Here is a 25,125-nt window from a genome sequence, read left to right as displayed (position 1 = left end):
TTCAACGCATGACGTTTGATCCGGTGTGTCAGGTGCCGTGAAGTCACGCTGCAAGCCCGCTGGCATCACGAAGCGGTGACATCCGTCATTTGTGAGACTTAGTCGCGAAAACGAGTGCAGGCGTGAGGGAAAACTCGCAAATCTCTCATTGGCTGTTGAACGCCCGATCCGACTTCTCTTGCCCGGCGCACAGCGCGTACCAGCACCTAGAGGGAATTATCATGACACGGATCAAAACGACGCCTATCGCAAGCCTGATCATCGCCGGACTGTCTGCCGCCAGTCTGACCGGCCTTGCGGCCGCCCAGGACAGTGGTTTCTACATTTCTGGCGGTCTGAACTCGACGACGTCCGAGCAAGGCCTGACACGCAATACGGGCACCAACCTGCCGACCGATGCCGCAACCGGTCCGGCCAATGGACCGAGCCTGTCGACACAGGACCAGGATACGGGTGTGAGCCTGTTTGTCGGAGCCGGTTATCGCCATGACCTGCCCAATGACTATTTTGTCTCTGTCGAGGCGTTCTACGCCGATGAAAGCGCCGAAACACTCAACATCAACAATGTCCTGGTGAGCGAGGTCGAGCTGACCGAGTCCTATGGCGTTGATTTCCGCGGCGGTCTTGAAGTGACAGACCGCTTCGCTGTCTACGGTCTGCTGGGCGCGACCAATTACAACTTCGACAGCAATCTCTCCTACACCTTTGCTCCGCCGACGGAATTTGTGGAGCAGGACGAGTGGGCCCTCGTCTATGGCGCGGGTGTGGAGCTGACGCTGAATGATCGTTTCTCCACCTTCGGTGAAGTGCGTCTGTCCAATGACATCGAATTCGACACGCCGCGTGATCGCGGGGGTGTGGTCAGCGACAATGAGCTCGATCTGACCGTTATCCGCTCGGGTATTCGTTTCAACTTCTGACCTGTCTGACAGGTCAATCGTTCAGACGAAGCCAGACTGGCCGACGGTATGTCCCTGCCGTCGGCCCTTTTTCTTTTTTCGCATGGCAGCGGTCCTAAAACATGAATTTGCGTGACGCAGGTCACGGAGGCGCTTGCTGCAATGCGGTAATTCTAACTCACCGCTCAATGAGTGGCCCCAAGACCTTCCTTGCGGAAGGGGCGAGGTGCGGACCTTACCCAAGGCGAAGCCCCAACTTCGACCAGCGGAGCCCCAACTCCGTCCCGTGCCCCGCCTTCCGCGGGAGGTTGCCCAGCACCATGAAGGTCATCGAACAGGGCTTTGAAGGCGTTGTGAAGCGCGCATAGCGTGCAAAATATTTTCATTCCCCTTCTTCGGCCTGAAAGTCGTCGTTTTGCTGCCGTGATTTCCGGGCAAAAGCTTGCTCCACCCGCTCAAGGGTGGAATATGAAGTCTGGGTTTGGGGTTGCTCGGGGACACGCGAAAGATGAGTGGGGACAAGAGATACAGTGCCTTCATCAGCTATAGTCATGCCGATGAGGCAATCGCCCGGAAACTGCATCACAAGCTCGAAACCTATCGATTGCCACCACGTCTGGTCGGCCAGGGGCTGTCGTCCGGCGCTTCTGTGCCGCGGCGTCTCAAGCCGGTGTTTCGCGATCGCGACGAACTGACCGTCAGCTCTGATCTGACCGAAGCCGTGCGAGAGGCTTTGGGAGATGCTGACGCACTGATCATTGTATGCTCACCTGCCGCGGCTCAGTCGCAATGGGTGAACCAAGAAATCGAACTGTTCCGCAGCCTAAACCCGACAGGCCGTGTCCTGCCGATCATTGCTGCGGGTGAGCCCTTCGCCTCGTCAAAGCCGGACCTGAAGACGCAGGAATGTTTCCCGCCGGCCTTGCTGGGAGGCCAGAACGAACGCGCGGGGCGCCATCTCGAACCCCTCGCTGCGGACCTGCGGCGCGGCGGTGATGGCTGGCGCATGGCGATCAACAAGCTGGTCGCTGGTCTCTATGGTTTACGTCTTGACGAGATCATTCGCCGTGACCTTCAGCGGCGAAACCGGAACGTGATCTTGATCACGGGGATCATGGCCGCGGTCACGCTATCAATGGGTGCGTTGACTGTGTTTGCCCTGAAAGAACGGGCGGCCGCTATCTCTGCCCGGGGGGAAGCAGAGCAGCGGAGGAGCGAGGCCGAGGACCTGATCGAGTTCATGCTGAGCGATCTCCAGGAAAGACTGGAGCCGGTGGGTCGGCTCGATGTTCTCGATACTGTCGGGGCCAAAGTCATTGAATACTATGCAGATCAGGGGGTAGGTGCGTTGTCTGCAGATTCCTTGGGGCGCCGTGCGCGCGCCTATCATCTCTTGGGGAATATCGAAGAGGCCGAAGGCGACGTGGAAGCCGCGGCCAATTATTTCCGATCCGCCTATGAAGCCACGCGAAGCTCGGTTTCGCTGGCGCCGAATGATCCGGACAGGGTCTATGAGCACTCTCAAAGTGCCTATTGGGTCGGATATTTCGAAATCCGCCGTGGTCGTTATAGAGAGGGTGAGCAGTATTGGCTCGAATACAAGGAGTTCTCCGAACGCCTTCTCGGATTTGATGCCGATAATCTGGACTGGCGGACTGAGGCGGCCTACGCCAACGCCAATCTGGGGGCCCTGTATCTGGAGGATATGCGTCCGAGCGATGCTCAGCCGGTGCTTTATCATGCCCTGGATTTGTTCCTCGATATTGCAACCGAACAGGTGGACAGTATTCAGGCCCAGGTGGATCTCGCCGATGCCTATGCCTGGGTGGCTGATGTCGAGGAAGTCCTTGATGGTCGTGATGCGGCCATTGCAGCGCGCCGTCGCCAGGTGGCGATGTATGAGAACCAGCTCTCCGGAGAGCTGGGCAATTGGGTGATCCGCGAGGACGCTATCAATGCGGAAAATCATTTGGGGCGCCTGCTGACACTGCATGATGCGGCCCTCAATCCCGATGATTACCAGTTCGGCCTGTCCATCCTGGAAAGCCAGTCTGCCGAAGTTGACGCCCTGATCCGGCATGACGCCCAGAATGTGCACTGGCGCACCACGGGTATTCGCCAGCGCCTCTGGCTGGCCCAGGCCCATCTGGGGCTGGAACGGGTTAATGAGGCGCGCCAGGCCTTTCTCGATGCCTCGGCTATGATGGCTCATCCCAGCTGGGAGAGTGATGAAACGCCTGTGAAGCAGGAAGCGCAATTCCTGGCCGCTCTAGTGCAGGCTCGCCTTCTGATGGCTTCCAGTCAGTTCAATGCGGCTGAGACCGCTTATGATCACCTTTTACAGGATCTCCAGGCCGATGATGCCTGGAAGGATATTTTCGAACTCGGCCCGTATGTGTTTGCCGCAGCCATTAATGACCTGGCCGAGATCGCGGTCTATCGCCAGGATGTTGAGGCGGCCCGTGAACTCTGGGAACGCATGCTGGCATCCCTCATGCCCATCCGAGACAATCTCCAGGCCAATGCGGCGCAGGAATACCGCAAGGCCGAAGACGCCCTGGCTGCACTGTCCGGGGTGACTACCGAATAAGTCGCATAGCGGGGCGAGCCCCGGTCAGCCCTGGTCATCAGACCAGGGCGGACCGGGATGGCCAGGCATGCAAGTCAGTTGTGTTCCATTTGCCATTTAGGGAGTAGGCGGATGAGTATTTTTGATGGCCAGGTTGCAGACAAGGCTTTGCTGGAATCGACGGACGAGGCGAAATGCTCCGTCATCGGTCTGGTGACGCAGTGCAATGGTGTTTTTGTGGTCCTGTACGGCTGCGACACCGGGCGGGAGCCGTTCACCGATGGTGATATCGCATCCATCCTGAACACGTTTGATACGATCGTGGATTCGGGCCGCTACACTACGCCGGAATCCCTGCGCGAGGGTTTGGCCCAGGCACTGGGCCCGCGTTGGAATCTGCGGTCTGATGATCAGCACTCCCCGTTTGACGTAAATGTGTATCAGCCGTCTCGCATGATTCACCACATCAAGATTGATGGCTGGAGCTTCGAACCGCGTCGGATCGCCTTCAAGACCGAAGGCGCGGAAAACGTCTTTGGCGATCTGAAATGGCTGGAGCTGAAGGGCGAGAGCCAGGCGCCGATGACCTTCCAGATCACCGATAACTGGTCGGAACATTCCGAAGAGGGCGTTGATTTCAGTTTTGCGCTGTTCTGTGAAGTGTTGCAGGCTGGCGGCAAGCAGAAAACCCGCGTGATCATCGATCCGAAGTACAAGAACCGTCTTTAATGTCCGACCCGCTCCGGGAGACTGACGAAAATGTGGTGCCGCAGGGGATTGATCCTCTGCGGGCCACGATTCGCACCCGGTTTCGTCGCGGTGAACTCGCCCGCGCGTATGACTGGTGCCTGGAGGGCCTGAAACACTATCCTGACAATCTCTGGCTGAAACACCGGGCGGTCCTGTGTCTGACCCGGTCCGGTGCGCTGGAGCGGGCTCAGACTGCGTATGCCGAGTTTCGGCTGCATGAAGCCCACTATGATGCCGAGTGTCGTGCGCTGGGAGCCCGCCTTCTCAAATCCGAGGCTCTGGAAGCCCCCCTCTCGGACTTTACCATCCAGGCCGTGCGCGCGGCAGAAGCCTATGCTGCGATCTACCAAGAGACCTGCAGCTATTACCCAGCTATCAATGCCGCGAGCCTGTTTGTTCTGGGGGGGCAGATCGAGCGCGCCCAACCTTATATACAGGCTGTCTTGGAGCAGTCTGAAAACGCAGAGCAAGACGACCGCGAGGGCGCGTATTATCTCCACGCATCGAGAGCCGAGGCCTTCCTCCTGCGCGGGGATATGCAGCGTGCGCAGGCCTCTCTCGAAGCGGCGATTGCGCTGGACCCGGACAATCATGCGGCGCGATCCATTACGCTGCGCCAGCTGCGGCTTCTGGCTGACCATCTGACTCTGGATCTGACCGGGTTTCAGGCTCTTGAACCCCCGCGACCGGCGCATTTTGCCGGACATCTGTTCGCGGTGGGCGATGGGGATAACCAGATGACCGCCTTGGATGAAGAGGCACTGCGGGTCCGGGTTCGAGAGGCATTGAAGACGGCCGGGGTCGGTTCCCTGTATGGATCCCTGGCAGCGGGCGCTGATATCCTGGTTGCCGAGGCAGCCCATGATCTGGGGCTACCCTTTCACGCAGTTCTACCCACACCCTCGCGCGTGTTTTTTGAAACCTCTGTTCGGCCGGTCTCGTCTGACTGGTCCCGACGGTATGATGCCTGCCTGGAGCACGCGGCCAGCGTTCAGGAGGTGACATCCGATCGAAAACAGGTCGGGGACCTGCATCTCAACTATGCCAGCCGGATTGCGATGGGTCTGGCCCGGATTCAGGCTGCGGCTTTGTGTACACGGCCTTTGCAGATTTTGTTGTGGGACGGCCAGGATAATCAGGCAGACCGCGGAACCGCACATGATGCGCGCTTGTGGCGCCTATCCGGTGGCGAGCAAGTCCATCTAGATGTGCCGAGCCGGGTTCGATATCGCGGCGCGGGAAATGAGGGTGAAACCGCGGATACGCCGCACTTTTCTCAGAGCCTACGCGCCATGCTGTTTCTGGATGTGATGGGCTCGTCTAGTGTGCCCGATGACCGTGTCCCGGTTTTTGTTGACGCTGTCCTGGGGCGTCTGGCCCGCGCCTGTGAGCAGTTTGCGCCGGGCCTCGTCTATCAGGACAGCTGGGGCGATGGACTTTTCCTGGCCTTTGAAAGTGTGGCGCGAGCGGCTGAGGCGGCGGTCACCCTGCGCTCCGAATTTGAGGCCATTGATTTTGAGGCGCTCGATCTTCCTGCCAGTCTGGCCTTGCGCATTGGCGGTCATTTCGGGCCGGTTCATGAGGGGCGTGATCCGATCCAGCGTCGCCAATCCCTGTTTGGAAGTCAGGTTGTTACGGCGGCCCGGATCGAACCCATGACCCTGCCCGGCTCTATCTATGTTAGTGAGAGTTTTGCGGCCCTCCTGGCGCTGGAAGCCGAGAAGGCGTATCGGTGTGAATATGTGGGGCGCCTGAAAATCGACTCTCAAAAACAGCGCCAGCCCATCTATAGCCTGCGTCGATTGCGCCGTCCCGAAACCTCGAACTGAGACGCAGGGAGATGGTCTGAGGCTTTGATATTGGGCGTTGTTCTAGTCCGAGGCGGGCTAGCTACCGCGCAGACGATCCGGATCGAGCAGTTCGAAACCGTCCTTGTGCCGTTTGAGCAGGCCCCGTTTTTCCAGCTTGGAGATCGTTCGGGATACGGTTTCCCGTGTGGTGCTGATCCGCCGAGCGATGTCCGTCAGAGAGGGGGTTGGCCGGATGACCACGGTTTCGGGTTCATCACCGGGTTCAGACAGTCGAATAAGCTCCGCATAAACCCGGCCCGGTGCCGCCATGGCCGACAGTTCAAACATGCGCTTGGTAGTATGCTGGACCCGCACAGCGAGCTGCCGTGCCAGGGCCACACCCATCTGACCATGCTGTGCGACCAGGTCCAGAAAGAGCGGACCGGGAAAGGCCGCGGCGAGGAGCGAGGTGCCGGCAATGATCTCCGACGTGCGGGGAGCCCCTGTCAGGGCCGCGATTTCGCCGATGATATTGCCCTGGGGCAAGGTGTCGAGCCACACTTCCCGACCGGCTTCAGACAGGAGGATGACCTGTGCTTCGCCCTGCAGGAGGATGAAGACATGGTCTTCCGCCTCGTCCTGGGCGATCAGGCTGTTGCCGGCCGTCAGGCGACGAATATCAGCAGCGGTTTCAAACGCTGTGCGCGTGGCCGGATCGTCAATCTTCAGCTGGGTCCAGACGAGCTGCCAGAGTGCGTCTGTGTCCATGCCAATCCCCCTTCACTATGCGCACGAATTCTAGCGTCCGCATCTGGTCCTGTAAGGGGAAAAATACAGCCAGGCGTGGTCTAGTCTGAAGGCGGTCGCTTGCGTTTGAAACGTTTCAGTGCGGCATCCCCCGGACCGTCTCCGGCCTCGCGGGGCTTGCGTGCACGAAACTCGCCGCCGTCCTGGACACTGCGGCTCGGCTTGCCTTTGGAGCTCGCGGATTGACCCGGGCGATCACCCCGGTCAGCGCGCTCGCCTTTTTCCCATGGCGGTTTGGATTTGCCGTGATGAGGCTTGGAGCCGCGCCGTTCGCCATCCCCTTTTTCCCAGGGCTTGCCGCCGCCGCGTGACGGTTTGGAGCCACGATCATCACCGCCCTTGGCCCACGGCTTGCCGGGGCGTTTGGGGCGATCAGCGCGGTCTGGGCGATCATCGAAACGTTTGGCCGGTCGGTCACCGTCGAATTTGCGCGTGTCATCGCGGTCGCGGCGCGGACGATGTTCATATCCACCGCCGCTCTGGCGGGCCTCGTCGCGATCACGGCGCGGACGTTTTTCAAAACGTTCGTCCTTGTGGAAGCGATCGCCCTTCTCGAACGGTTTTTCACCGTCAGCCTTGTCGTAAGGCGGCTTGCGTTCGCCCTTGTTAAAGCGATTGTCCCGGTCATCGCGGTCACGACGTGGCGGACGCTTGTCAAAACCACCGTCCCGATCGCCTCGGTCACCACGCTCACCCCGATCGCGCCGATCTTCCCGGCGACCCTCACGGCGGTCATTCCGATCATCACGATCCTCGAAGCGTGGTTTGCGCGGCCCACGACGTTCACGCGGACCGGAATCGCGAGGTGGAACCTCCATCTCGCCCGGACCATCGGCCGGCAGGATGCGGATGGATTTTTCACCGCCGCCGTTTTCTTCAACAGAGGCCTTGAACGCGTCGACAAAACGGGCATCGATCTCGAAACGCGTCTCTTCCTCGCCGATGCGGATCGCGCCGATCTGGGATTTGTTGATGTCCCCGACGCGGCAGATCAGAGGCAGCAGCCAGCGGGCTTCTGCGCGTTTCTTGCGACCAGCGGTGAGGGCAAACCAGACCGTATCGGTCAGAGGCTCGCGCGGTTCACGTTCCGGACGATCCTTGGGTGTGCGGGCCCGAACTTCCAGGAGGTCCTCGGCTGCAGGCAGGCTGGCCTGGCGCTGGAGGAGGAAGGCACGGGCCACAGCCTCGGCGCCAAAGGTCTCGATAAGTGCCGTGGCGTCGGCGTTGAGCGTCTCGTCTCCGGCTTCATTGAAGACCGGATCAGCATACAGGCGTTCGCTGTCTTTCTGGCGGATCGTGTCCATGCTGGGCGCAGCACCCCACTGGGCGTCCAGGCGTGCCATTTTCAAAAGACGTTGAGCGCGCGGCATGCGTGACGCCGGGACAATCAGCGCACAAATGCCCTTTTGACCGGCCCGGCCGGTTCGCCCGGATCGGTGCAGCAGGGTTTCGCTATTTGTGGGCAGATCGGCATGGATCACCAGTTCCAGGCCGGGCAGGTCGATTCCACGTGCAGCAACATCAGTAGCGATACACACACGCGCCCGGCCATCGCGGATAGCGGCAAGGGCGTGGGATCGCTCGGTCTGGCTCAGTTCACCTGACAGGGCGACGGTGGAGAAACCGCGATTGCCCAGCTTGCTGGTCAGGCGATTGACGGCCTCGCGCGTGGCACAAAACACAATCGTGCGCGCGGCATCGTGAAACCGCAGCAGATTGATGATCGCATTGTCGCGGTCATGCGGCACGATCGGGTGGACATGATAGGTGATGTCGCCGTGCTGCTGGGTTTCGCCGGCGGTTTTGATGCGCAGGCTGTCGTTTTGGTAGGAATCCGCAATATGCAGGATGTCACGCGGTACCGTCGCCGAGAACAGAAGGGTGCGGCGCTCGTCCGGGCAATGGTCCAGAATGAATTCCAGATCTTCCTTGAAGCCGAAATCAAGCATTTCATCCGCTTCATCGAGCACGGCGGCACGGATGTGCGTCAGGTCCAGCGCGCCCCGTTCGATATGGTCACGCAGACGGCCCGGCGTCCCCACAACGATGTGACAGCCCTTTTCCAGAACACGGCGTTCTGAACGCGGGTCCATGCCCCCGACGCAGGACGCGATCCAGGCACCGGTTTCACGATACAGCCATACCAGTTCACGCTGGACCTGCAGGGCCAGTTCCCGGGTCGGTGCGATGATCAGGCCTAGCGGGGCGCCGGAGGGAGGAAGCTCGCCTTCGTCTCCCAACAGGTCGGGCGCCATGGCAATACCAAAGGCAACGGTTTTGCCGGACCCAGTCTGGGCGGAAACGAGGAGGTCACGGCCGGCCGCCTCGTCCGTCAGTACAGCGGTCTGTACCTCGGTGAGCGTCTCATAGCCTTTATCAGCGAGCGCGGCAGCAAGAGCCGGCGCAATGGCATCGGTCGGAATCATAGAACAGCGAAATCCTTGTGAGCTGGTCAGCTGGGTCAAAACATCCAGCCGGGCGCGTAACTCGGGTCGCGCCAAGCATCCAGCAGGGGTAAAGCGGCTCTATAACAGATTTCTGACGATTTGACGCCCGGCTTTTCAGCAAGGGCCGTTATGCAGATTGGCGGGGACGGAATTCTCCGACGTCGCGCCTTATGGGACCGGTGCGCCACGCCCCGCTTCGAGGATGTCATACCAGTCCTGATGGTCCATCCGGATACGGGCAAGGCCGTCCAGCTGGGCGCACAGCCGGTCCATCGACATGGTGCCGACCACCGGAATGACATGCGGGGCCGTATGGCTGACCCAGGCCAGGCACAGTGTCGCCAGATCTGTTTCACCAAGCCGTTCACCAGTGCGGGCCAGGGCCTCGCGGACGCGCCCGGCCTGGATGTCGCTGGCATCAAACAGGCGTCCACCACCCAGGGGGGACCAGGCCAGAAGCGGGTGAGGCGCGGTATGCGACAGGTCCAGTGTGCCATCATCCAACGCCGTGCTCATCAAAGGGGAAAACTCGACTTGGTGAGCGGCAAGGGGCGCCGTTGTCGCCGATTGCAGGCGGGCGAACTGATGGATTGAAAAATTGGAGACACCGAAGGCTTTCACCTTACCGCTCGCAACCAGATCCTCCAGCGCGCGTGCGGTTTCCTCCGCCTGCATCAGATAGTCCGGACGGTGCAGCAGCAAGAGATCAACCTGTTCCGTCCTGAGCCGAGCGAGCGACCCCTCGACCTGTTGGCGAATGAAGAGTGCGTCGGACCGATAATGTCCGACACGGACCCCGTCCTGTTCCGGACAGACAAATCTTACACCGCATTTGGTGATCAATTTCAGGCGTTTGCGGTCAGATGGTGTAAGCTCGATCATAGCCTCGCCATGAAGGGATTCCACCGCGCCATTGTCATAGATGTCGGCATGGTCAATCCAGACGATGTCTCTTTCCAGACAGGCCTGAAGACGTTTCGCAAAGCCTTCCGGTGTCTTGGATTGATCATGAGCCAGGGCCCGCCAGGCGCCCCAGATTGCGGTTGTGGAAGAGAGCTCGGTCATGGGACTGGCTTTGCTGGTCTTGCGGGATTTTGCAAGCACTCATTTTCTCTCCGGCTAGACAGGCCGTGGATTGCATGCTCGCCTGTCGCCAAGACAAACACGACGATAAAGACAAAACACAGGGGAGGTTGAGATGAGAGCGAAGTCAAAGGGCGGCGGACGGGTCGGCTGTTTTATGGCCTGCCTTGTCGCCGGTGTGCTGGTCGCCTGCTCCCCGGACGCGCCGCAGGAGGTCGCGACCGCAACGGATGAGGTTTCCGTCGATGTTCATGGTTTCCATGCGCCGGAACCGGCGACACGCGCTGCGAACCAGTCGACGAAGTGGCAGGCCTTGCTGGCCGATGATGCGGATTTCGAACTGGCCCTGCGCGGGTTGATCGCCTCTGACCCCGATCTCGATATCCGCACCGCGGAGGGTCGGCCGGTCTGGCGCCCGGCGGATTATGCTTTCCTCGACGCGGAGGCGCCCAGCAGCGTCAACCCCAGTCTTTGGCGTCAATCCCAGCTGGCCAATATTCATGGTCTGTTCGAGGTCGTGCCCGGCATCTATCAGGTTCGCGGGTATGATCTGGCCAATATGTCCATCATCGAGGGTGAGACGGGACGGATACTGATCGACCCGCTGACCTCCGTCGAGACGGCCCGGGCGGCGCTGGACCTGGTGAACCGGGAGCTGGGCGACCGTCCTGTGGTGGCGGTCATCCTGACGCATAGTCATATCGATCATTTTGGTGGACTGGCGGGCGTGGTGTCGACGGAGCAGATCGCCTCGGGCGAGGTCGCGCTCATCGCTCCGGAGCATTTTCTGGAAGAGTCGGTGAGCGAGAATGTATTGGCCGGTACGGTCATGGCCCGCCGCGCGAGTTACATGTATGGCATGGCCCTGCCCCGCACACCGCGAGGCCATGTCGGATCCGGGCTGGGGCAACACCCAGCTATCGGAACACATACCATTGATGCGCCGACTCACAGCATAAGTGAGACCGGAACCACGCTGGTGGTGGATGGTGTGGAGATGGAGTTTCAGCACACGCCCCATACCGAGGCGCCGGCGGAAATGACCATCTATTTCCCGCAATTCCAGGCCTGGTGCGGTGCGGAAATCGTGTCCCGCACTATGCACAATCTCTACACCCTGCGCGGGGCCCAGGTTCGCAGTGCCCTTGCCTGGTCGTCGGCCATCGAACAATCGCGTCAGCTCTATGGCGGGCGCAGCCAGGTCGTGTTCAATTCCCACCACTGGCCAGTCTGGGGTGAAGACGAGATTGATGCGTATCTCATCGCCCAGCGTGATGTGTATAAATTCATCCATGACCAGACCTTGCGCCTGGCCGGACAAGGTCTGCGCCCGGACGAGATTGCCGAAACCCTGCGCTTGCCGGAAAGCCTGGATCAAACCTTTGCGGTGCGCGGGTATTACGGCACGCTGAAACACAATGCCCGTGCGGTGTATCAATACTATTTCGGTTGGTATGACGCAGTGCCCGCTCACCTGGACCCTTTGCCACGCACGGAAGCGGCACAGTTGTATGTGGACGGGTTTGGTGGTCTGGACGCGCTCTTGACAGTTGCACAGTCCGGCTTTGAGGCGGGACATTATCGCTGGTCGGCGGAATTGGCGCAGCATGGTGTGTTCGCACAGCCTGACAGCCAGGCCGCGCGGGATCTTTTGGCCCGCAGTTACGAACAGATGGGCTACCAGGCTGAAAGTGGTCCCTGGCGCGATGTCTATCTCAGTGCGGCCCTGGAACTGCGTGAGGGCGTGGCCCGGCAGGATGCGACAGCCGCGGCGACAGATATTCTGAGCGCCATTCCGTTGGACCAGTTTTTCATGTCGATGGCGACACGTCTGGATGCCGAACGTGCCGGGGATCGCGCCATGCGGTTCAATTTCGTGTTCACGGACGTCGATGAGATCCATCTGATCGAAGTGGTGAACGGCGTGATGCATCACACCCAGGTGCTCGTCGAGGCGGATGAGGTGGATGCAACGGTTCGGGTCACGCGGGACTTCTGGCTGCGATTGATCCAGCAGGAGGCGGGCCTGCTTCAGATGATTGCGTCAAGCGAGTTTGCCATTGAAGGTGATCGCGGAAAATTGCTGGGCTTTTTTGGCCTGTTAGAACAGCCTGACGAAGAATTTGCGATTGTGACGCCTTGACCGGTCCCGGCCGACCCGCTGGCTCACATCCGGGGAGACGATGATGACACGTTTGAAATCTGCGCTTCTGGCCGCCAGCCTAATAATCGCTGGCCCTGCAGGAACAGGACTGGCGCAATCTGCGCCGTTCGGGAACGCCTATGACAGCACCATTCCGCATCTCAGCGAGGTGGAAGGGCATGAGTTCGGCGCCGAGATTACCGCACCCGTCGACGCAGTGGAGTATCTCTATGCGCTGGAAGCGGCGGCACCGGACCGGATCAAGGTGATCGAATATGCCCGCAGCTGGCAAGATCGCCCGCTGGTCTATGCGGTCATCGGTACAGCAGAGCGTCTGGCTGATCTCGATGGGCTCAAGACCCAATACGCCCGCTTGGGCGACCCGCGCGATTTGACTACGGCGGAGCGCGACGCGCTGATCGCTGAACTGCCACCCGTCGTCTGGCTGTCCTATGGCGTTCACGGCGATGAAATCTCGTCGACGGATGCTGGATTGTGGACCGCGTATCACCTGTTGGCCGCTCAGAACGACCCGATGGTTGAGTCTATTCTGGCCAATACGCTCGTGGTCGTCGATCCCGTGCAGAACCCGGACGGGCGAGCCCGGTTCTTGGCCAATTTTGACGATAGTCGCGGCCTTGAAGCCAATGATGATCGGTATACCGCCGAGCATGACCAGAACTGGCCAGGCGGGCGCTTCAATCATTATTTGTTCGACATGAACCGAGACTGGTTTGCACGAACCCAGCCGGAAACTGTCGGGCGTGTGGCGGCGCTGCAGGACTGGCAGCCCGTCGTGGTCGTCGATGCGCACGAGATGGGCGGCGATAGCAGTTACTTCTTCGCGCCGTCTGCTGAGCCCTTCAACCCGAACATCACAACCACCCAGCGTGAAACCCAGCACCTCATCGGTCACAATCACGCGCACTGGTTCGACCGGTTCGGGTATGATTATTTTACGCGGGAGGTCTTTGACGCCTTCTATCCGGGGTATGGCGATATGTGGCCGACCCTGCAGGGCGCTATCGCGATGACCTATGAACAGGGGTCGCCGCGCGGATTGGCTTGGCGCCGGGTCAATGGCTCGGTTTTGACATATGGAGATGCCGTCACCCACCATTTCGTCTCCAGCCTGTCGACGATCCAGGCTGTGGCCGAGAACCGCGAAGACTTTGTCCGCAACTATCTCGAATTCCGACTGGGGCCGGACACATCTGATGCACAGGCGATGATGCTCGATGTCGCGTCCAACCCCTGGAATGCGCACCGCATGGCCCGGAATCTGGCTGCACAGGGCATTGATGTGAGCTATGCGCCTGGCGCTGTCAGCGCGTGTGGCGCCAGTTTCCAGGACGGGGCCTATGTCGTGCGCTATGATCAGCCCGCGGGTCGTCTGGCGCGCACGCTGATGCAGGCCACGACAGATCTGCCGAGCGATTTCATCACCCGTCAGGAACACCGCCGCGATGCGGGTCTGGGGCATGAACTCTATGATGTGACGGCCTGGTCTCTGCCTTTGATGAATGATGTCGACATGGCGGAATGTCGTCGTGCGCCTGCACTGGCGAATGCCCGACTGATCGCAGAGGATACCGCCTGGCCTGCCCGTGCCGAGATCGGAGAAGCCAGCTATGGTTATGCCGTGCCCTGGACTGATGCCGGACAGGCTCGCCTGGTCGCGGCCCTTGCGGCGGAGGGTGTCGAGATGCGCACCAGCCCGGTCGCGTTCACGATGGGGGGAACACGTTACCCCGGTGGTTCTGTGATTATTCCGCGTCATGCCAATGACAGCTCTCTGGACTTCCTCGTGTCCCGGAAGGCCGAGGAGAGCCAGGCCCGTGTTTCCGGTCTGTCGTCCAGCTGGGCCTCGGATGGTCCCAATCCGGGCAGCGGCCATTTCCGCCCGCTGGTGGACAGTCAGATTGCCATGGTCTGGGGTGATGGCACCTCGCCCACTTCAGCAGGCGCCACACGCTATATTCTCGAACAGCGATACGGCATGCCGGTGGGCGTCATCCGGGCTCGCACACTCGCTCGCGCAGATCTCAGCCGGTATGACGTGGTGGTCCTGCCGGAAAGCCGGGGCAGCTATGCGCGTTCCCTGGGCGGTGGCGGCGCAGCGGCCTTGCGTGAATTCGTGGAAGAGGGGGGGACCCTCGTCGGTCTGGGGAATGCAACTCGCTGGCTGGCCAGCGAGGGTGTGGACTTGATGCCTATGTCCCGCGAGCGGGCGGCCGATACGCCGACAGGTTCAAATAGCGAGGATATCGTGTCCGGGACCGTTCTGGAGGATATGGATGATGTGCGCGAGGCCGAAGCCTCCCGCAACGCCTTCCCGGATTCCTCGCCCGGTGCGCTTGTGTGGGTGACCGCCAATCCCAATGCCTGGATGTCCGCCGGTTATGAGGATGGCTCCATCGCTCTGGCATCAGGCTCGGACATCTACGCGCCGGTTCCCATGGATGACGCCATGACGGCACTGCGTTTTGCAGCTCCGGACGATCTTCTGGCAGGCGGGTATGTGTGGGCGGAGTATGCCGAACAGCTCGCGCTCAAACCCTTCGTGGTCCAGGACCGGGTGGGGTCGGGCCATGTGGTGGCGTTTACCCAGTCGCCCACGACCCGGGCCTATATCGATGGTCTGGATCTGTTGCTGCTGAACGCGGTCTTGCTTGGACCGGCACATTCGCGGGCGTTCCGGGACTGAACAGCCCGAGGGGGTAACCCGATACAGCCTGGCGGGAGGGGTTAGGAGCCTTCCAGCTCCTCCCGCAGGGCCTCCAGTTCGAGCCACTGATCTTCCTTGCTGGAGCGCTCTTCCATCAGGGCCGCTAGTTCGCTGGCGCAGGCTTCCATCTGGGCCGGGTCGGCCATTAGGGCTGGTTCCGCAAGCCGGGTTTCGAGCGTTTCAATCTTTTGGCCCAAGGCCTCGATTTCGCCCGGCAGGTTCTGCAAGGCATACCGGTCCTTGTTGGCCATGCGCTGTTTGGGAGGCACAGCCGGTGCGGATTTCGCCCTTGCCGGTGATTTTCCGGTCGTCGGTTTTTCGGCCTTCGCACGGGCGGCCATGCCTTCACCGCGCTGGACGAGCATGTCGGAATAGCCACCGGCATACTCCGTCCACTTGCCCTTGCCTTCCGCCAGAAACACGGTCGAGCAGACCCGGTCGAGGAAGTCCCGGTCGTGGCTGACCAGGAAGACCGTGCCGCCATATTCGCCCAGCATGTCCTGCAAGAGGTCCAGGGTTTCCAGATCCAGATCATTGGTCGGTTCATCAAGAACGAGCAGGTTGGATGGCAGTGCCATGGCGCGCGCCAGCATCAGGCGGGCCTTCTCCCCGCCGGAGAGCACATGGACCGGAGTGTTGGCCTGTTCAGGACGAAAGAGGAAGTCCTTCATATAGGTCATCACATGGCGGTTCTGGCCATTGATCTCGACATAACTCCCACCGCCCTGAGTGAGGGCTTCCGTTACCGTCCAGTCCGGCTTCAGGGCGTGGCGTTTCTGGTCGAGACTGGCAATCTCCAAGCGTGCACCATGTTTGATCGTTCCGCTGTCCGCATCCAGTTCGCCGGTCAGAAGCTTTAACAGTGTGGTCTTACCCGCCCCGTTGGGACCAACCAGTCCAATCCGGTCCTTGCGATTGATCTTGACCGAGAAATCCTTGACCAGAACCGTATCGCCAAACGCCTTGTTGAGCGCCTTGGCTTCGATCACCTGTTTGCCACTCTCGCTGGCATCCGCCACGGTGATCTTGACCTGGCCTTGCGGGCCGCGATGCGTGCGCCGCTTGTCTTTCAGGGCGTTGAGATCGGACAGGCGGCGAACATTGCGTTTGCGCCGGGCCGTGACGCCATAGCGCAGCCAGTGTTCTTCTCGGACGATCTGACGGTCCAACTTGTGAAGCTCTTCTTCCTCGGCGGCGAAGACTTCATCGCGCCAATCTTCAAAAGCGCCAAAACCCTTGTCCAGCATCCGGGTCTGACCGCGGTCAAGCCAGAGGGTCTTGCGCGTGAGGTGGGAGAGAAAGCGACGATCGTGAGAGATGAGGACGAGGGCCGAACGTGTATTCTTGAGCTCTCCCTCAAGCCATTCGATGACGGGCAGGTCGAGATGGTTGGTCGGCTCGTCCAACAGCAGGATATCGGGCTCCGGGGCAAGCGTACGGGCCAGGGCCGCGCGACGGGCTTCACCGCCGGACAGGCTGTCACCGCGTTCTTCACCGGTCAGGCCCAGTTCGGCGAGCAGGTATTGTGCGCGGTATTCCGCATCACCGGGGGCAAGTCCTTCCAGGACATAGTCCATGACCTTGGCATAACCGCTCAGATCGGGGTCCTGCTGCAGATAGCGCACCGTGGCGCCCGGGTGCAGAAACACCTCGCCCTGGTCCGCTTCAACGAGACCGGCCGCCACTTTCATCAAGGTCGATTTCCCCGACCCGTTCCGCCCGACCAGACATAGACGTTCGCCTTCGCGCACGGTCATGTCCGCGCCATCGAGCAAGGGCGTGACACCATAGGTCAGATGAATGTCCTGAAGGGTGAGAAGCGGTGGTGACATAACCCAAGGCAATAGCGCGCGCCTGCCTGTGCGTCACGGGGCTATGCCAGTTTATGTGCCGGTCGCCAGGGTGGTATCAATAACCGGAGGGGCCGGAATAGGGGCATGGGCCCGATTGGCACGCAGGATTTCATCGGCCTTGCCGGAGGTATCTGTATGCCGGGCGATGCTGGCGATAAAGCTGGTGAACAGGGTGCGCGCTTCGGAGACTTCCATGAAGGGTTTCTTGTTCTCACGCTTCCAGAAATTCCAGAAACTGGGCACATGGCTGACCACGCTCAGATCCGATCCCATGTCGTAAAACAGACCCGGAGCCCGTTCGAGAAAGGTGCGAAACCCTTTTGGATCCTGCCCCCGGGAGAAACGGGCAAACACGTTTTCATAGGTTTCCATCACGCCGGAGAGATTGGTCCAGCGTGCGCGGGTTTCCTCCACAATCAGCCGCCGCATCGCGTCGAGCTCCTGACGTTCGGCGGGGGTCGGGCCGACGATCACTGCGTCCTGGAGTTCGCGGATGAAACGTTTGAGATTGGCGACCGCCTGGGCCATGGACCAGCGATAGTAGAGAATACCTTTCCACCCGAAGAGCCCGTTCTTGAACTCGACGGTTGTCATATCAAGACTGGCGCGGAGCTGGTCCAGCTTCGCCTCGTCATTCTGGTTGAGCAAAAGACGGGCGAAATTCAGGGCGCGCTGATCGTCGCGCTCGCGGGCATTCTCGCCAAATGCCAGGGCCACGACCTTCACGATCTGACCCGCCACCACATCTTCCATTTTGGCGATTTCGTCCGGCGTGATCGAGAAATAGCAATCTGCGATGGGGCGGGCGTGGTTTCGATACCGTTCCGCCAGCAAAAACGGATCAAAGGACGGCATGGCGGCCAGTTCGCGCAGACGGATGAGGTCCAGATCCAGCATGTGAGGTTCATCCGCCCGGCCGAACAAGGCGCGCATTTTGGGAACAAACCCGTTTTCCTCTACGAAAACGACGTGGCCACCCAATTCCAGTTCATCTTCCGCGAGGGGGCAGATGATCTTGGTCACCACCGGCTGTTGCGACAGAACATAGCTGCGCTCATGCGCCCGCACGGTGTGCTTCACGATAAAACTTCGATTGAGGCGACCATTCAGGAAGAAGGGGTAGGCGTCATGGGCCTCTGTCTCCCCATAACGCTTGGCGATGGAGTGAAGGTCGAGAATACGGGATGTTGCACCGCCTTTGACGATCTGGCGCAGATCAGATCGTGTCGTTTCTCTCACTCGGGTCATTCCACCCTCCCTTGCCATCCGCATAGCGTAGGGGCGCGGCGTTTAACACGGCCTCTCAATACCGGCTCATATTCAATTCAAGGTTTATTGGAATGGTCCGCTCTATCGGGGTGGAATGCGGTATGGTTGCGAGGTCGAACCAAAAATTTACCCTGAACGTGTAGTTTTCGTGTCAGAGCCCGATCAAGGGTGGGGGGAATAGGGAAGGCCGTGTCATGGACAGCCAACCAGATACCAGTCAGGCGATCATGGAACGCTCAGCGCATCGGGCGCGCTCCTATGCCGGCCCGTGGGTGGCGCTGGGGGGTGCCCTGGTGGTGGGATATATGATCTGGAGCGGATATCTCGGTCGGGTCGAAACCGTGCTCAACGCATTCTTGCTGACCGGTCTGGCGGTGACGCCGTTTGTGGGGCAGAGCAAGGTACGGTTAATGGCCAATGCGGTCTTCGTCATCGCGACGGCCGTTGTGTTGTTCACCTATTCCTCGCTGAGTTCCAATGGCGCGATGAATGCCGGTCTGCCGCTTCTGGTGATCGTGCATGTGTGCGCGGGCTTTTACCTTGGTCGCAAGGGATTGCTGGCTCTGACGCTGGTCTATGTCACTTTTGCTATCGCGCTGGGTGTGAAGCTGGCCTACTGGCCCTCGGCCGAGGAGACGTCTGTACCGATGGGTCAGGCGATCGGAAAGATCATCCAGTTCACGCTCGCCGTCTTCATCTCGCATTGGGTCACCAGTAGTTTTCTGGGCGAGCAGATGCGAATGCTTGAAGAACTCCGTCGTTCCAACCGGATGAAATCGGAATTTCTGGCGAATATGAGTCATGAGATCCGGACCCCGTTAAACGGGATATTGGGCATGGCACAGGTTCTAAAGACAGACCGGCCGGACCCGGTCACAGCCGAACGTCTGGACACAATCCTCGCTTCGGGCACTACTTTGACGACCCTGCTCAACGACGTGCTGGACCTCTCCAAGGTTGAAGCCGGACGGATGGAAATCCTGCCTGTTGAAGCCAGTCTGGCCGATACGCTGTCCGATCTGTGCCGATTATGGTCAGTGACGGCACGGGAAAAGGGTGTGGATCTCAAACTCGTTGTGGATCAGGGCCTGCCCGACCCGCTGTGTTTCGATGCTGTTCGGGTCAAACAATGCTTGGGCAATCTTCTGTCCAATGCCGTCAAATTTACCGTGGAGGGCGAGGTCACGCTGGAATGCCAGCTGGTCGAGGTGGAGTCCGGGGTCTTGAGCGTTGCGATCGAGGTGCGCGATACCGGAATTGGCATGGACGAGACCATGCTGGCCAATCTGTTCCAACCCTTTACCCAGGCGGACGGTGCCATGAACCGGGCCGTGGGTGGCACGGGGCTGGGACTGACAATTTCGCGTCGCCTGGCCCGGATGATGGGTGGGGATATCACGGTCACTAGCCAGCCTCAGGTGGGATCCTGTTTCCGCCTGTCCTTCCTCGCAGAAAAAGCGCAGGTGGTGGTTGATACTGTGTCAGAAGATGCACCGCGCGCCGCGAACTCGCTTAAAGGCCGGCGGGTCCTGGTCGTGGACGATGTGTCCACCAACCGCATGATTGCCCGTTTGATGCTGGAGGCGCTCGGTGCCGATGTTATCGAGGCCGAAGATGGCCAGGCCGCGTTAAATTGTCTGTCAAAGGTTCCGGTCGACCTCGTTCTGTTGGACCTGCACATGCCGGGGATGGATGGCGAAACGACCCTGATCCATATTCGCGGATCGCAAGAGGCATGGAGTACGACGCCTGTGGTGATCCTGACAGCGGATGTGTTGAGTCAGAACCGGCACCGCATCGAGGCCATGGATGTGTCCGGCTTCATCGCAAAACCGCTCGAACAGCGCACTCTGGTCTCGGTCTGCGAAAAGGCCGTCAGCGAAAGCCGCGCATCCCTGCCTCAGGACGTGGTCTGGATTTAGCGCTTCTGACTAGCCAAACTCGCCTGAGCCGCCCAGAGGGGAGTGACGAATGAGCCTGGATGTTGCGACGGCGGCCTGGCGGTGTTTCACCGCGACGCCCTGGTAATCCGGGTCGGTCACCATGTCGAGAAAGGCACCGGCATGGGGATAGGCGGCAATAAAGCTGATATCCCACATCTCGTCCGAGGGGCCGATCAACATGTTTTGAGCCTGCCCGCGCCACATGATTTGACCGCCCACGCGCTGGAAAATCGGTCCGCTCAGGCGGCCATATTCGCGATAAGCTTCTAACCCACTCACCTCACGTCCGTCCGGATAGAGGGCCGTCTCGTGCAGCTTGATCAGGTTGAGCATGTGAATGGGCTCATCCCGAGGCAGGTTTTTGAAGGCGTCGAACGCTTCGCGTGTCGGGTCCAGATAGGCTGTCATGATCGTCCTCCCGTTGAAATCCGGATTTCCGGTTTGTTATTCAGCGGGATGATCGCGTCTCCAGTTCGCGGGCACAAGCAGGGAGACCAAACGCTCACGACTTTGTGCAAGCCGACTGGGAACGCCCAGCAAGACCGGCGTGAGGATCAGGGTGAGCAGGGTGGAAAAGCCCAGCCCCCAGACCACGGCGGAGGAAAGCTGGACCCACCATTCGCTCGCCGGGCCACCGATCGAGATCTGGCCGTGCGCGAAATCGGCATTGATCTGGAAGACCATGGGCAGCAGGCCGAAAATAGTGGTGACTGTCGTGAGCATGACAGGACGCAGCCGCTGGGAGGCTGTACGGATAATGGCGTCATCCGTACTCATGCCCAGGCTTTTCAGGCGCTGGTACGTGTCGATCAGCACGATGTTATTGTTCACCACAATTCCGGCCAGTGTCACCACGCCGGTTCCTAGGAACAGGATGGAGATGTAGGGGAAGCTGAGCGTCACGCCCAGCAGCACGCCCACGACGGACAGAACGACAGCCTGGAGGGTCAGGAATACATGCCAGAAATTATTGAACTGCCAGAGCAAGATAATGCCCATCATGAAGAGCGAGGCCAACATCGCGCCCTGGAAGAAGGCGGCGGCCTCGGCGTTTTCCTCATCAGCACCGAGGAAATCAATATCCACTGTCGCGGGTAATTGTCCGTTCGCCTGTTGTTCGTCGATCCAGGCCCGGACCTGGGTCAGCAGGACATTGCCCGCATAACCGGCATCAGCATTGGCCTGGACCAGAAGGACACGCTTGCCATCCCGCCGCGATATTGAATCCACCCGGGGACGTGCTTCGCGGCTGACAAAATTCGAAATGGGGATCGCACCATTGGCCGTATTGACCCGCAAATCATCGAGCTGGGAAATGTCGCGTTCATCATCGGGGAAGCGTACCCGGATATCGACTTCGTCTTCGGCATCATCCGGCCGATAACGACCCACAAGGGCGCCCGTCGTCACCATTTGCACGGCCGCACCCACCTGGGTGATGTCCGCGCCATAGCGCCCGGCTTCCTCCCGATCAAGCGCCAGCCGCCATTCCACACCGGGTAGGGGCAGACTGTCTTCAACATCGGTCACGCCGTCCATTGTATCGATATAGGCCCGGACCAGGCGCGCAGATCGCAACAGGTCGTCGAAATTGTCGGACCGCAGTTCGACCTGGATATCTTTGCCGACAGGCGGGCCTTGCTGGAAGGGGCGAACCTCGATGATGACACCGGGCACATCCGTCATGGATTCGCGGATCTGGCGTTCGATCCAGCGTCCGTTGGGGCGTTGGCCAAAGGGTTCGAACTCGACAAAAATCCGCGCAATGGAGTCCGCAGGTGCGCTTCCCGTGCCATCGAAGGGCGAAGCGCCGGGCGGTTCACCGGCCACCGTGTAAAAGCCCTTGATGCCCTCAATACCCGCGAGGCGACGTTCAGCTTCCAGAGCCAACGCGTATTGTTCTTGGGGAGACAGGTTTCCGCGCGCCCGGACGAATACGTAGATTTGTTCGGGTTCTGCATCCAGAAAGAATTCGGTCCGCATGGGCTCACGACCGAACATGCCCCCAGCTTCGACCATGAAGCCGAAAACAATAAGCACGATGCCGGCGAGGGAAGTGGCGACGACGATCAGCGGGCGTTTGACGAGTGCGCCGATCATGCGCGCGTATCGTCCTGTGAAACCGGGAAGATCGGCCGGGTCCCCGGCCTCCTGGGCGTTGAGCTGGGCGAGGGCAGAGCCTTCATCCACCTGTCCGCCCTTGCGTCCGATGACTGAACCCAGCGTGGGCAGGAAGATGATCGCCATGACCAGTGCGGACGAGAGCACGAAGATGAGGGTGAGCGGCAGGAAGGACATGTACTGACCGGGGATAGAATCCCAGAACAGGAAGGGCAGGAAGGCCGCAAGTGTCGTCCCTGTCGACGAGACGATCGGCCAGAACATGCGCTTGCCCGCCGCCGCATAGGCTTCGCGCCGGGTTTCGCCTTCGGCCAGCTTCCGGTCCGCATATTCAACGACCACAATGGCACCATCGACCAGCAGGCCGACCGCGAGCACCATGGCGAACATGACCATGAAATTGATCGTCAATCCGTAGACGCTCAGCAACAGGAAGGAGAAGAGGAAGCTGGCGGGGATGGCGACGCCGACGAGAAGCGCCGAGCGCAGGCCCAGCGCTGCGACGACGATGATCAGCACCAGCACGATCGCCAGCATGATCGAGCTGGTCAGGCTTTGCATGGAATCGCGCACATAGGTGGACAGATCCAGGCTGAAATCATGACCTACGGTCTCGGGCCAGGACTGAGAAACCTCGTTTGTCAGGCGTCGAACTTCCGCAGCGGTGTCCATGATGTTCTCGCCCGAGCGTCGCACGACCTGAAGCGTGTAGGCGGGCTGACCATTATAGCGCGCATAACTGTCGGCATCCTTGAAGGTACGCCGCACCGTGGCAACGTCTTGCAGGGTGACGACCGCATCGCCATTGCTCGCCAGGGGTAGGTCCAGCGCGTCCTGTGCGGTTTCAAACAGTCCGGGCAGCTTGACCTGGAAACGGGCCTGGCCACTGTCCAGCGAGCCCGCTGCGATGAGGCGGTTATTGTTTTGAACGGCCTGGAAAACCTGCCCGAAAGTGATTCCGTAGGATTGAAGAAGCGCGGGATCGACCACGACTTCCATCACTTCCTCGCGCAGGCCCTGTATATCGACCTGCAGGATCTCAGGGAGGGTTTCGAGCTCCTCCTCCAGATCCCGTGCGATCTGATAGAGTGTGCGCTCAGGCGCATCACCATAGACCTGGACGGCAATGGTCGGGGCGAGGGCCGAGTTGAATTCCTGGATCACAGGTTCCAGAGCGTCCTCGGGAAACTCGCGGCGCGCCATGTCGACGGCCTCACGCACATCCAGAACTGATTGATCGGCGTCGAAGGGTACACCAAATTCGGCCACCAGCGTGCCGGCGCCCAGGGCACCATACCCATTGAGCTCAACAAGGTCGTCGATGGCCCGCATTTCCGTTTCGACCGGGCGGACGATGAGCCGTTCCGCATCTTCCGGCGAAATACCGTCGAGCGGTACGGCCACGATTACAAAGGGAAAGGGAATATCAGGATCCGCCTCGCGGGGCAGGGTAAGAAACGCCCAAAGGCCAGCCAGGAGGGCACAGACAAATATGGCCAGGATCATGCGCGCCCGGCCAATGGCGAAATCGACGACGCCCGTCACCGGGACAGCTCCGATGTGTCACGCACAGGATCAACCCGGGCACCATCTGCCACAAAATCCTGTCCCCGGATGATCACGCTTGCCGGGTCCGGAAGGCCGGAAACCCATACCATCTCCCCGTCATCTCGGACCAGTTCAACAGGAACAAAGCGGACCGTATCGCCATTGACGACAATGCGTACGCCCAGATCGCCGTCCGAATTGAGGCTCATGGTGGAGGTGGGGATGCGGAAAGCGAGGACCGGTTCCAGGTTCAGCTCGATATTGGCGGTCACGCCGCTGCGCAGGGTCTGGTCCGGGTTGGGGGCCTCGATCTCGATGCGGAAGGTCCGGGTTGCCGGATCGGCCCGGCGTTCGGCCCGTCGCAACACACCGTCGACGGTTTCCCCGGTGACAAGTTCGGCCCGACCTGACAGGCCGGGATTGAGCCCCGAAATGTCGCGTTCGGACACTTCAGCGACCAGGAGGATCGGATCCAGCTGGACCAGAACACCGCAGGCATCCCCGGCGCGCAGATAATCGCCGGTTTCGGCCAGTCGACGATCGAAGAAGCCGTCGAACGGCGCACGCACCTGGGTATTGGCCAGATCCTCGCGCGTGGCTTGAAGACGGGCCGAGGCAGCATCCCGTGCGGCCTCAACAGAAGCGACCTGGGTTGCAGACCGGTGACCACGGGTCTGAAGTTCCTGTGCAGCGTCATAATCAAGCTGGCGGGCGCGAAGATCCGCTTCGGCCTGGGCCAGTGCGGCTCCACGAGCATCGAGGTCGATGCGACACATGATATCGCCCTGGGAAATGTCCGTGCCCTCAATGGCCGGCGTCTCTAGGACGCGGCCCTGGGTTTCAGCGCGAACAATGACTTCACGAAAGGCTTCGGTGCGTCCGCGCAAGGTCAGGGTCGCCGGCATGGGCTGGGCGTCGATGCGGCGGGTCACCACCTGGAAGAGACTGTCCGGGTTTTGGGTGGCGGTGTCGGTTTCCGAGCGATTGGACCCAAACACGGTACCCACAGCAAAAAACGCGATGAACAGGCCCAGAATGGCCAGGGCGGTACGAATGGACTGCGACGACGACATGACGACCGAATTTCCTCGCGGAAGACCTGAAACTCAGGCCGTCCGATGTGTTGTTTGTATTGGCAAGAACTTAGCCGTCAAATTGTCGCTTGGCGAGAATTT

The 25,125-nt window shown here is 60.3% G+C and carries 15 protein-coding genes; 7 read left to right on the top strand and 8 right to left on the bottom strand.

Annotated features, from left to right (window positions below; all coding sequences use genetic code 11):
• Positions 1 to 221: 221 nt before the first annotated feature.
• The 4 genes from RMQ97_RS13965 (at position 222) to RMQ97_RS13950 (ending at position 6,047) form a co-directional block, all read left to right on the top strand.
• Positions 222 to 920, top strand: a complete 699-nt coding sequence (locus RMQ97_RS13965; protein ID WP_413661510.1) for an outer membrane protein — start codon at positions 222 to 224, stop codon at positions 918 to 920.
• 487 nt (positions 921 to 1,407) lie between these two features.
• Complete coding sequence (locus RMQ97_RS13960; protein WP_413661509.1) at positions 1,408 to 3,489, top strand: TIR domain-containing protein; 2,082 nt, start codon at positions 1,408 to 1,410, stop codon at positions 3,487 to 3,489.
• Between the two features lie 111 nt (positions 3,490 to 3,600).
• Positions 3,601 to 4,197 (top strand): hypothetical protein, encoded by a 597-nt coding sequence (locus RMQ97_RS13955; protein ID WP_413661508.1) that lies wholly within the window; start codon positions 3,601 to 3,603, stop codon positions 4,195 to 4,197.
• A complete protein-coding gene (locus RMQ97_RS13950; RefSeq protein ID WP_413661507.1) occupies positions 4,197 to 6,047 on the top strand; it encodes an adenylate/guanylate cyclase domain-containing protein in 1,851 nt (616 codons plus the stop codon). The genes RMQ97_RS13955 and RMQ97_RS13950 overlap by 1 nt, the downstream gene beginning before the upstream one ends.
• Positions 6,048 to 6,104: 57 nt before the next feature.
• Here the strand turns inward: RMQ97_RS13950 and RMQ97_RS13945 are convergent, their stop codons facing one another.
• The 3 genes from RMQ97_RS13945 to RMQ97_RS13935 all read right to left on the bottom strand — a co-directional run bounded on the left by RMQ97_RS13945 (position 6,105) and on the right by RMQ97_RS13935 (position 10,327).
• Positions 6,105 to 6,776, bottom strand: a complete 672-nt coding sequence (locus RMQ97_RS13945; RefSeq protein ID WP_413661506.1) for a Crp/Fnr family transcriptional regulator — start codon at positions 6,774 to 6,776, stop codon at positions 6,105 to 6,107.
• An 80-nt stretch (positions 6,777 to 6,856) separates the two neighbouring features.
• Positions 6,857 to 9,241: a DEAD/DEAH box helicase gene (locus tag RMQ97_RS13940; protein ID WP_413661505.1), complete on the bottom strand. Its 2,385-nt coding sequence runs from the start codon at positions 9,239 to 9,241 to the stop codon at positions 6,857 to 6,859.
• Between the two features lie 189 nt (positions 9,242 to 9,430).
• Complete coding sequence (locus RMQ97_RS13935) at positions 9,431 to 10,327, bottom strand: aldo/keto reductase (protein ID WP_413661504.1); 897 nt, start codon at positions 10,325 to 10,327, stop codon at positions 9,431 to 9,433.
• A gap of 133 nt (positions 10,328 to 10,460) precedes the next feature.
• Here RMQ97_RS13935 and RMQ97_RS13930 point away from each other — a divergent pair, with 133 nt between their 5' ends.
• Positions 10,461 to 12,488 (top strand): alkyl/aryl-sulfatase, encoded by a 2,028-nt coding sequence (locus RMQ97_RS13930; RefSeq protein ID WP_413661503.1) that lies wholly within the window; start codon positions 10,461 to 10,463, stop codon positions 12,486 to 12,488.
• A 43-nt stretch (positions 12,489 to 12,531) separates the two neighbouring features.
• Complete coding sequence (locus tag RMQ97_RS13925; protein WP_413661502.1) at positions 12,532 to 15,195, top strand: M14 family zinc carboxypeptidase; 2,664 nt, start codon at positions 12,532 to 12,534, stop codon at positions 15,193 to 15,195.
• 41 nt (positions 15,196 to 15,236) lie between these two features.
• On the opposite strand, the gene RMQ97_RS13920 is transcribed toward RMQ97_RS13925, so the two are convergent.
• Both RMQ97_RS13920 and RMQ97_RS13915 read right to left on the bottom strand, forming a co-directional pair.
• Complete coding sequence (locus RMQ97_RS13920) at positions 15,237 to 17,048, bottom strand: ABC-F family ATP-binding cassette domain-containing protein (protein ID WP_413661501.1); 1,812 nt, start codon at positions 17,046 to 17,048, stop codon at positions 15,237 to 15,239.
• Positions 17,049 to 17,099: 51 nt separating this feature from the next.
• Positions 17,100 to 18,317, bottom strand: coding sequence for a hypothetical protein (locus RMQ97_RS13915; RefSeq protein ID WP_413661500.1), 1,218 nt, complete (start codon positions 18,315 to 18,317; stop codon positions 17,100 to 17,102).
• A gap of 215 nt (positions 18,318 to 18,532) precedes the next feature.
• Here RMQ97_RS13915 and RMQ97_RS13910 point away from each other — a divergent pair, with 215 nt between their 5' ends.
• Positions 18,533 to 20,260, top strand: a complete 1,728-nt coding sequence (locus RMQ97_RS13910; protein ID WP_413661499.1) for an ATP-binding protein — start codon at positions 18,533 to 18,535, stop codon at positions 20,258 to 20,260.
• A gap of 9 nt (positions 20,261 to 20,269) precedes the next feature.
• Here RMQ97_RS13910 and RMQ97_RS13905 read toward each other — a convergent pair whose 3' ends face one another.
• The 3 genes from RMQ97_RS13905 to RMQ97_RS13895 are packed head-to-tail and all read right to left on the bottom strand — an operon-like array spanning position 20,270 to position 25,023.
• Positions 20,270 to 20,689, bottom strand: a complete 420-nt coding sequence (locus RMQ97_RS13905) for a DUF1330 domain-containing protein (RefSeq protein ID WP_413661498.1) — start codon at positions 20,687 to 20,689, stop codon at positions 20,270 to 20,272.
• A gap of 36 nt (positions 20,690 to 20,725) precedes the next feature.
• A complete protein-coding gene (locus RMQ97_RS13900; protein ID WP_413661497.1) occupies positions 20,726 to 23,947 on the bottom strand; it encodes an efflux RND transporter permease subunit in 3,222 nt (1,073 codons plus the stop codon).
• Positions 23,944 to 25,023 carry an efflux RND transporter periplasmic adaptor subunit gene (locus RMQ97_RS13895; RefSeq protein ID WP_413661496.1) on the bottom strand — a complete coding sequence of 360 codons (1,080 nt, stop codon included), beginning with the start codon at positions 25,021 to 25,023 and terminating at the stop codon, positions 23,944 to 23,946. Before RMQ97_RS13895 ends, RMQ97_RS13900 begins: the two co-directional genes overlap by 4 nt.
• Positions 25,024 to 25,125 lie beyond the last annotated feature (102 nt).

It is taken from the genome of Maricaulis sp. D1M11 (genome assembly GCF_047308265.1).
In the GTDB taxonomy this organism is placed as follows: Bacteria; Pseudomonadota; Alphaproteobacteria; order Caulobacterales; family Maricaulaceae; genus Maricaulis.
This window is presented reverse-complemented; position numbering and strand designations above follow the sequence as displayed.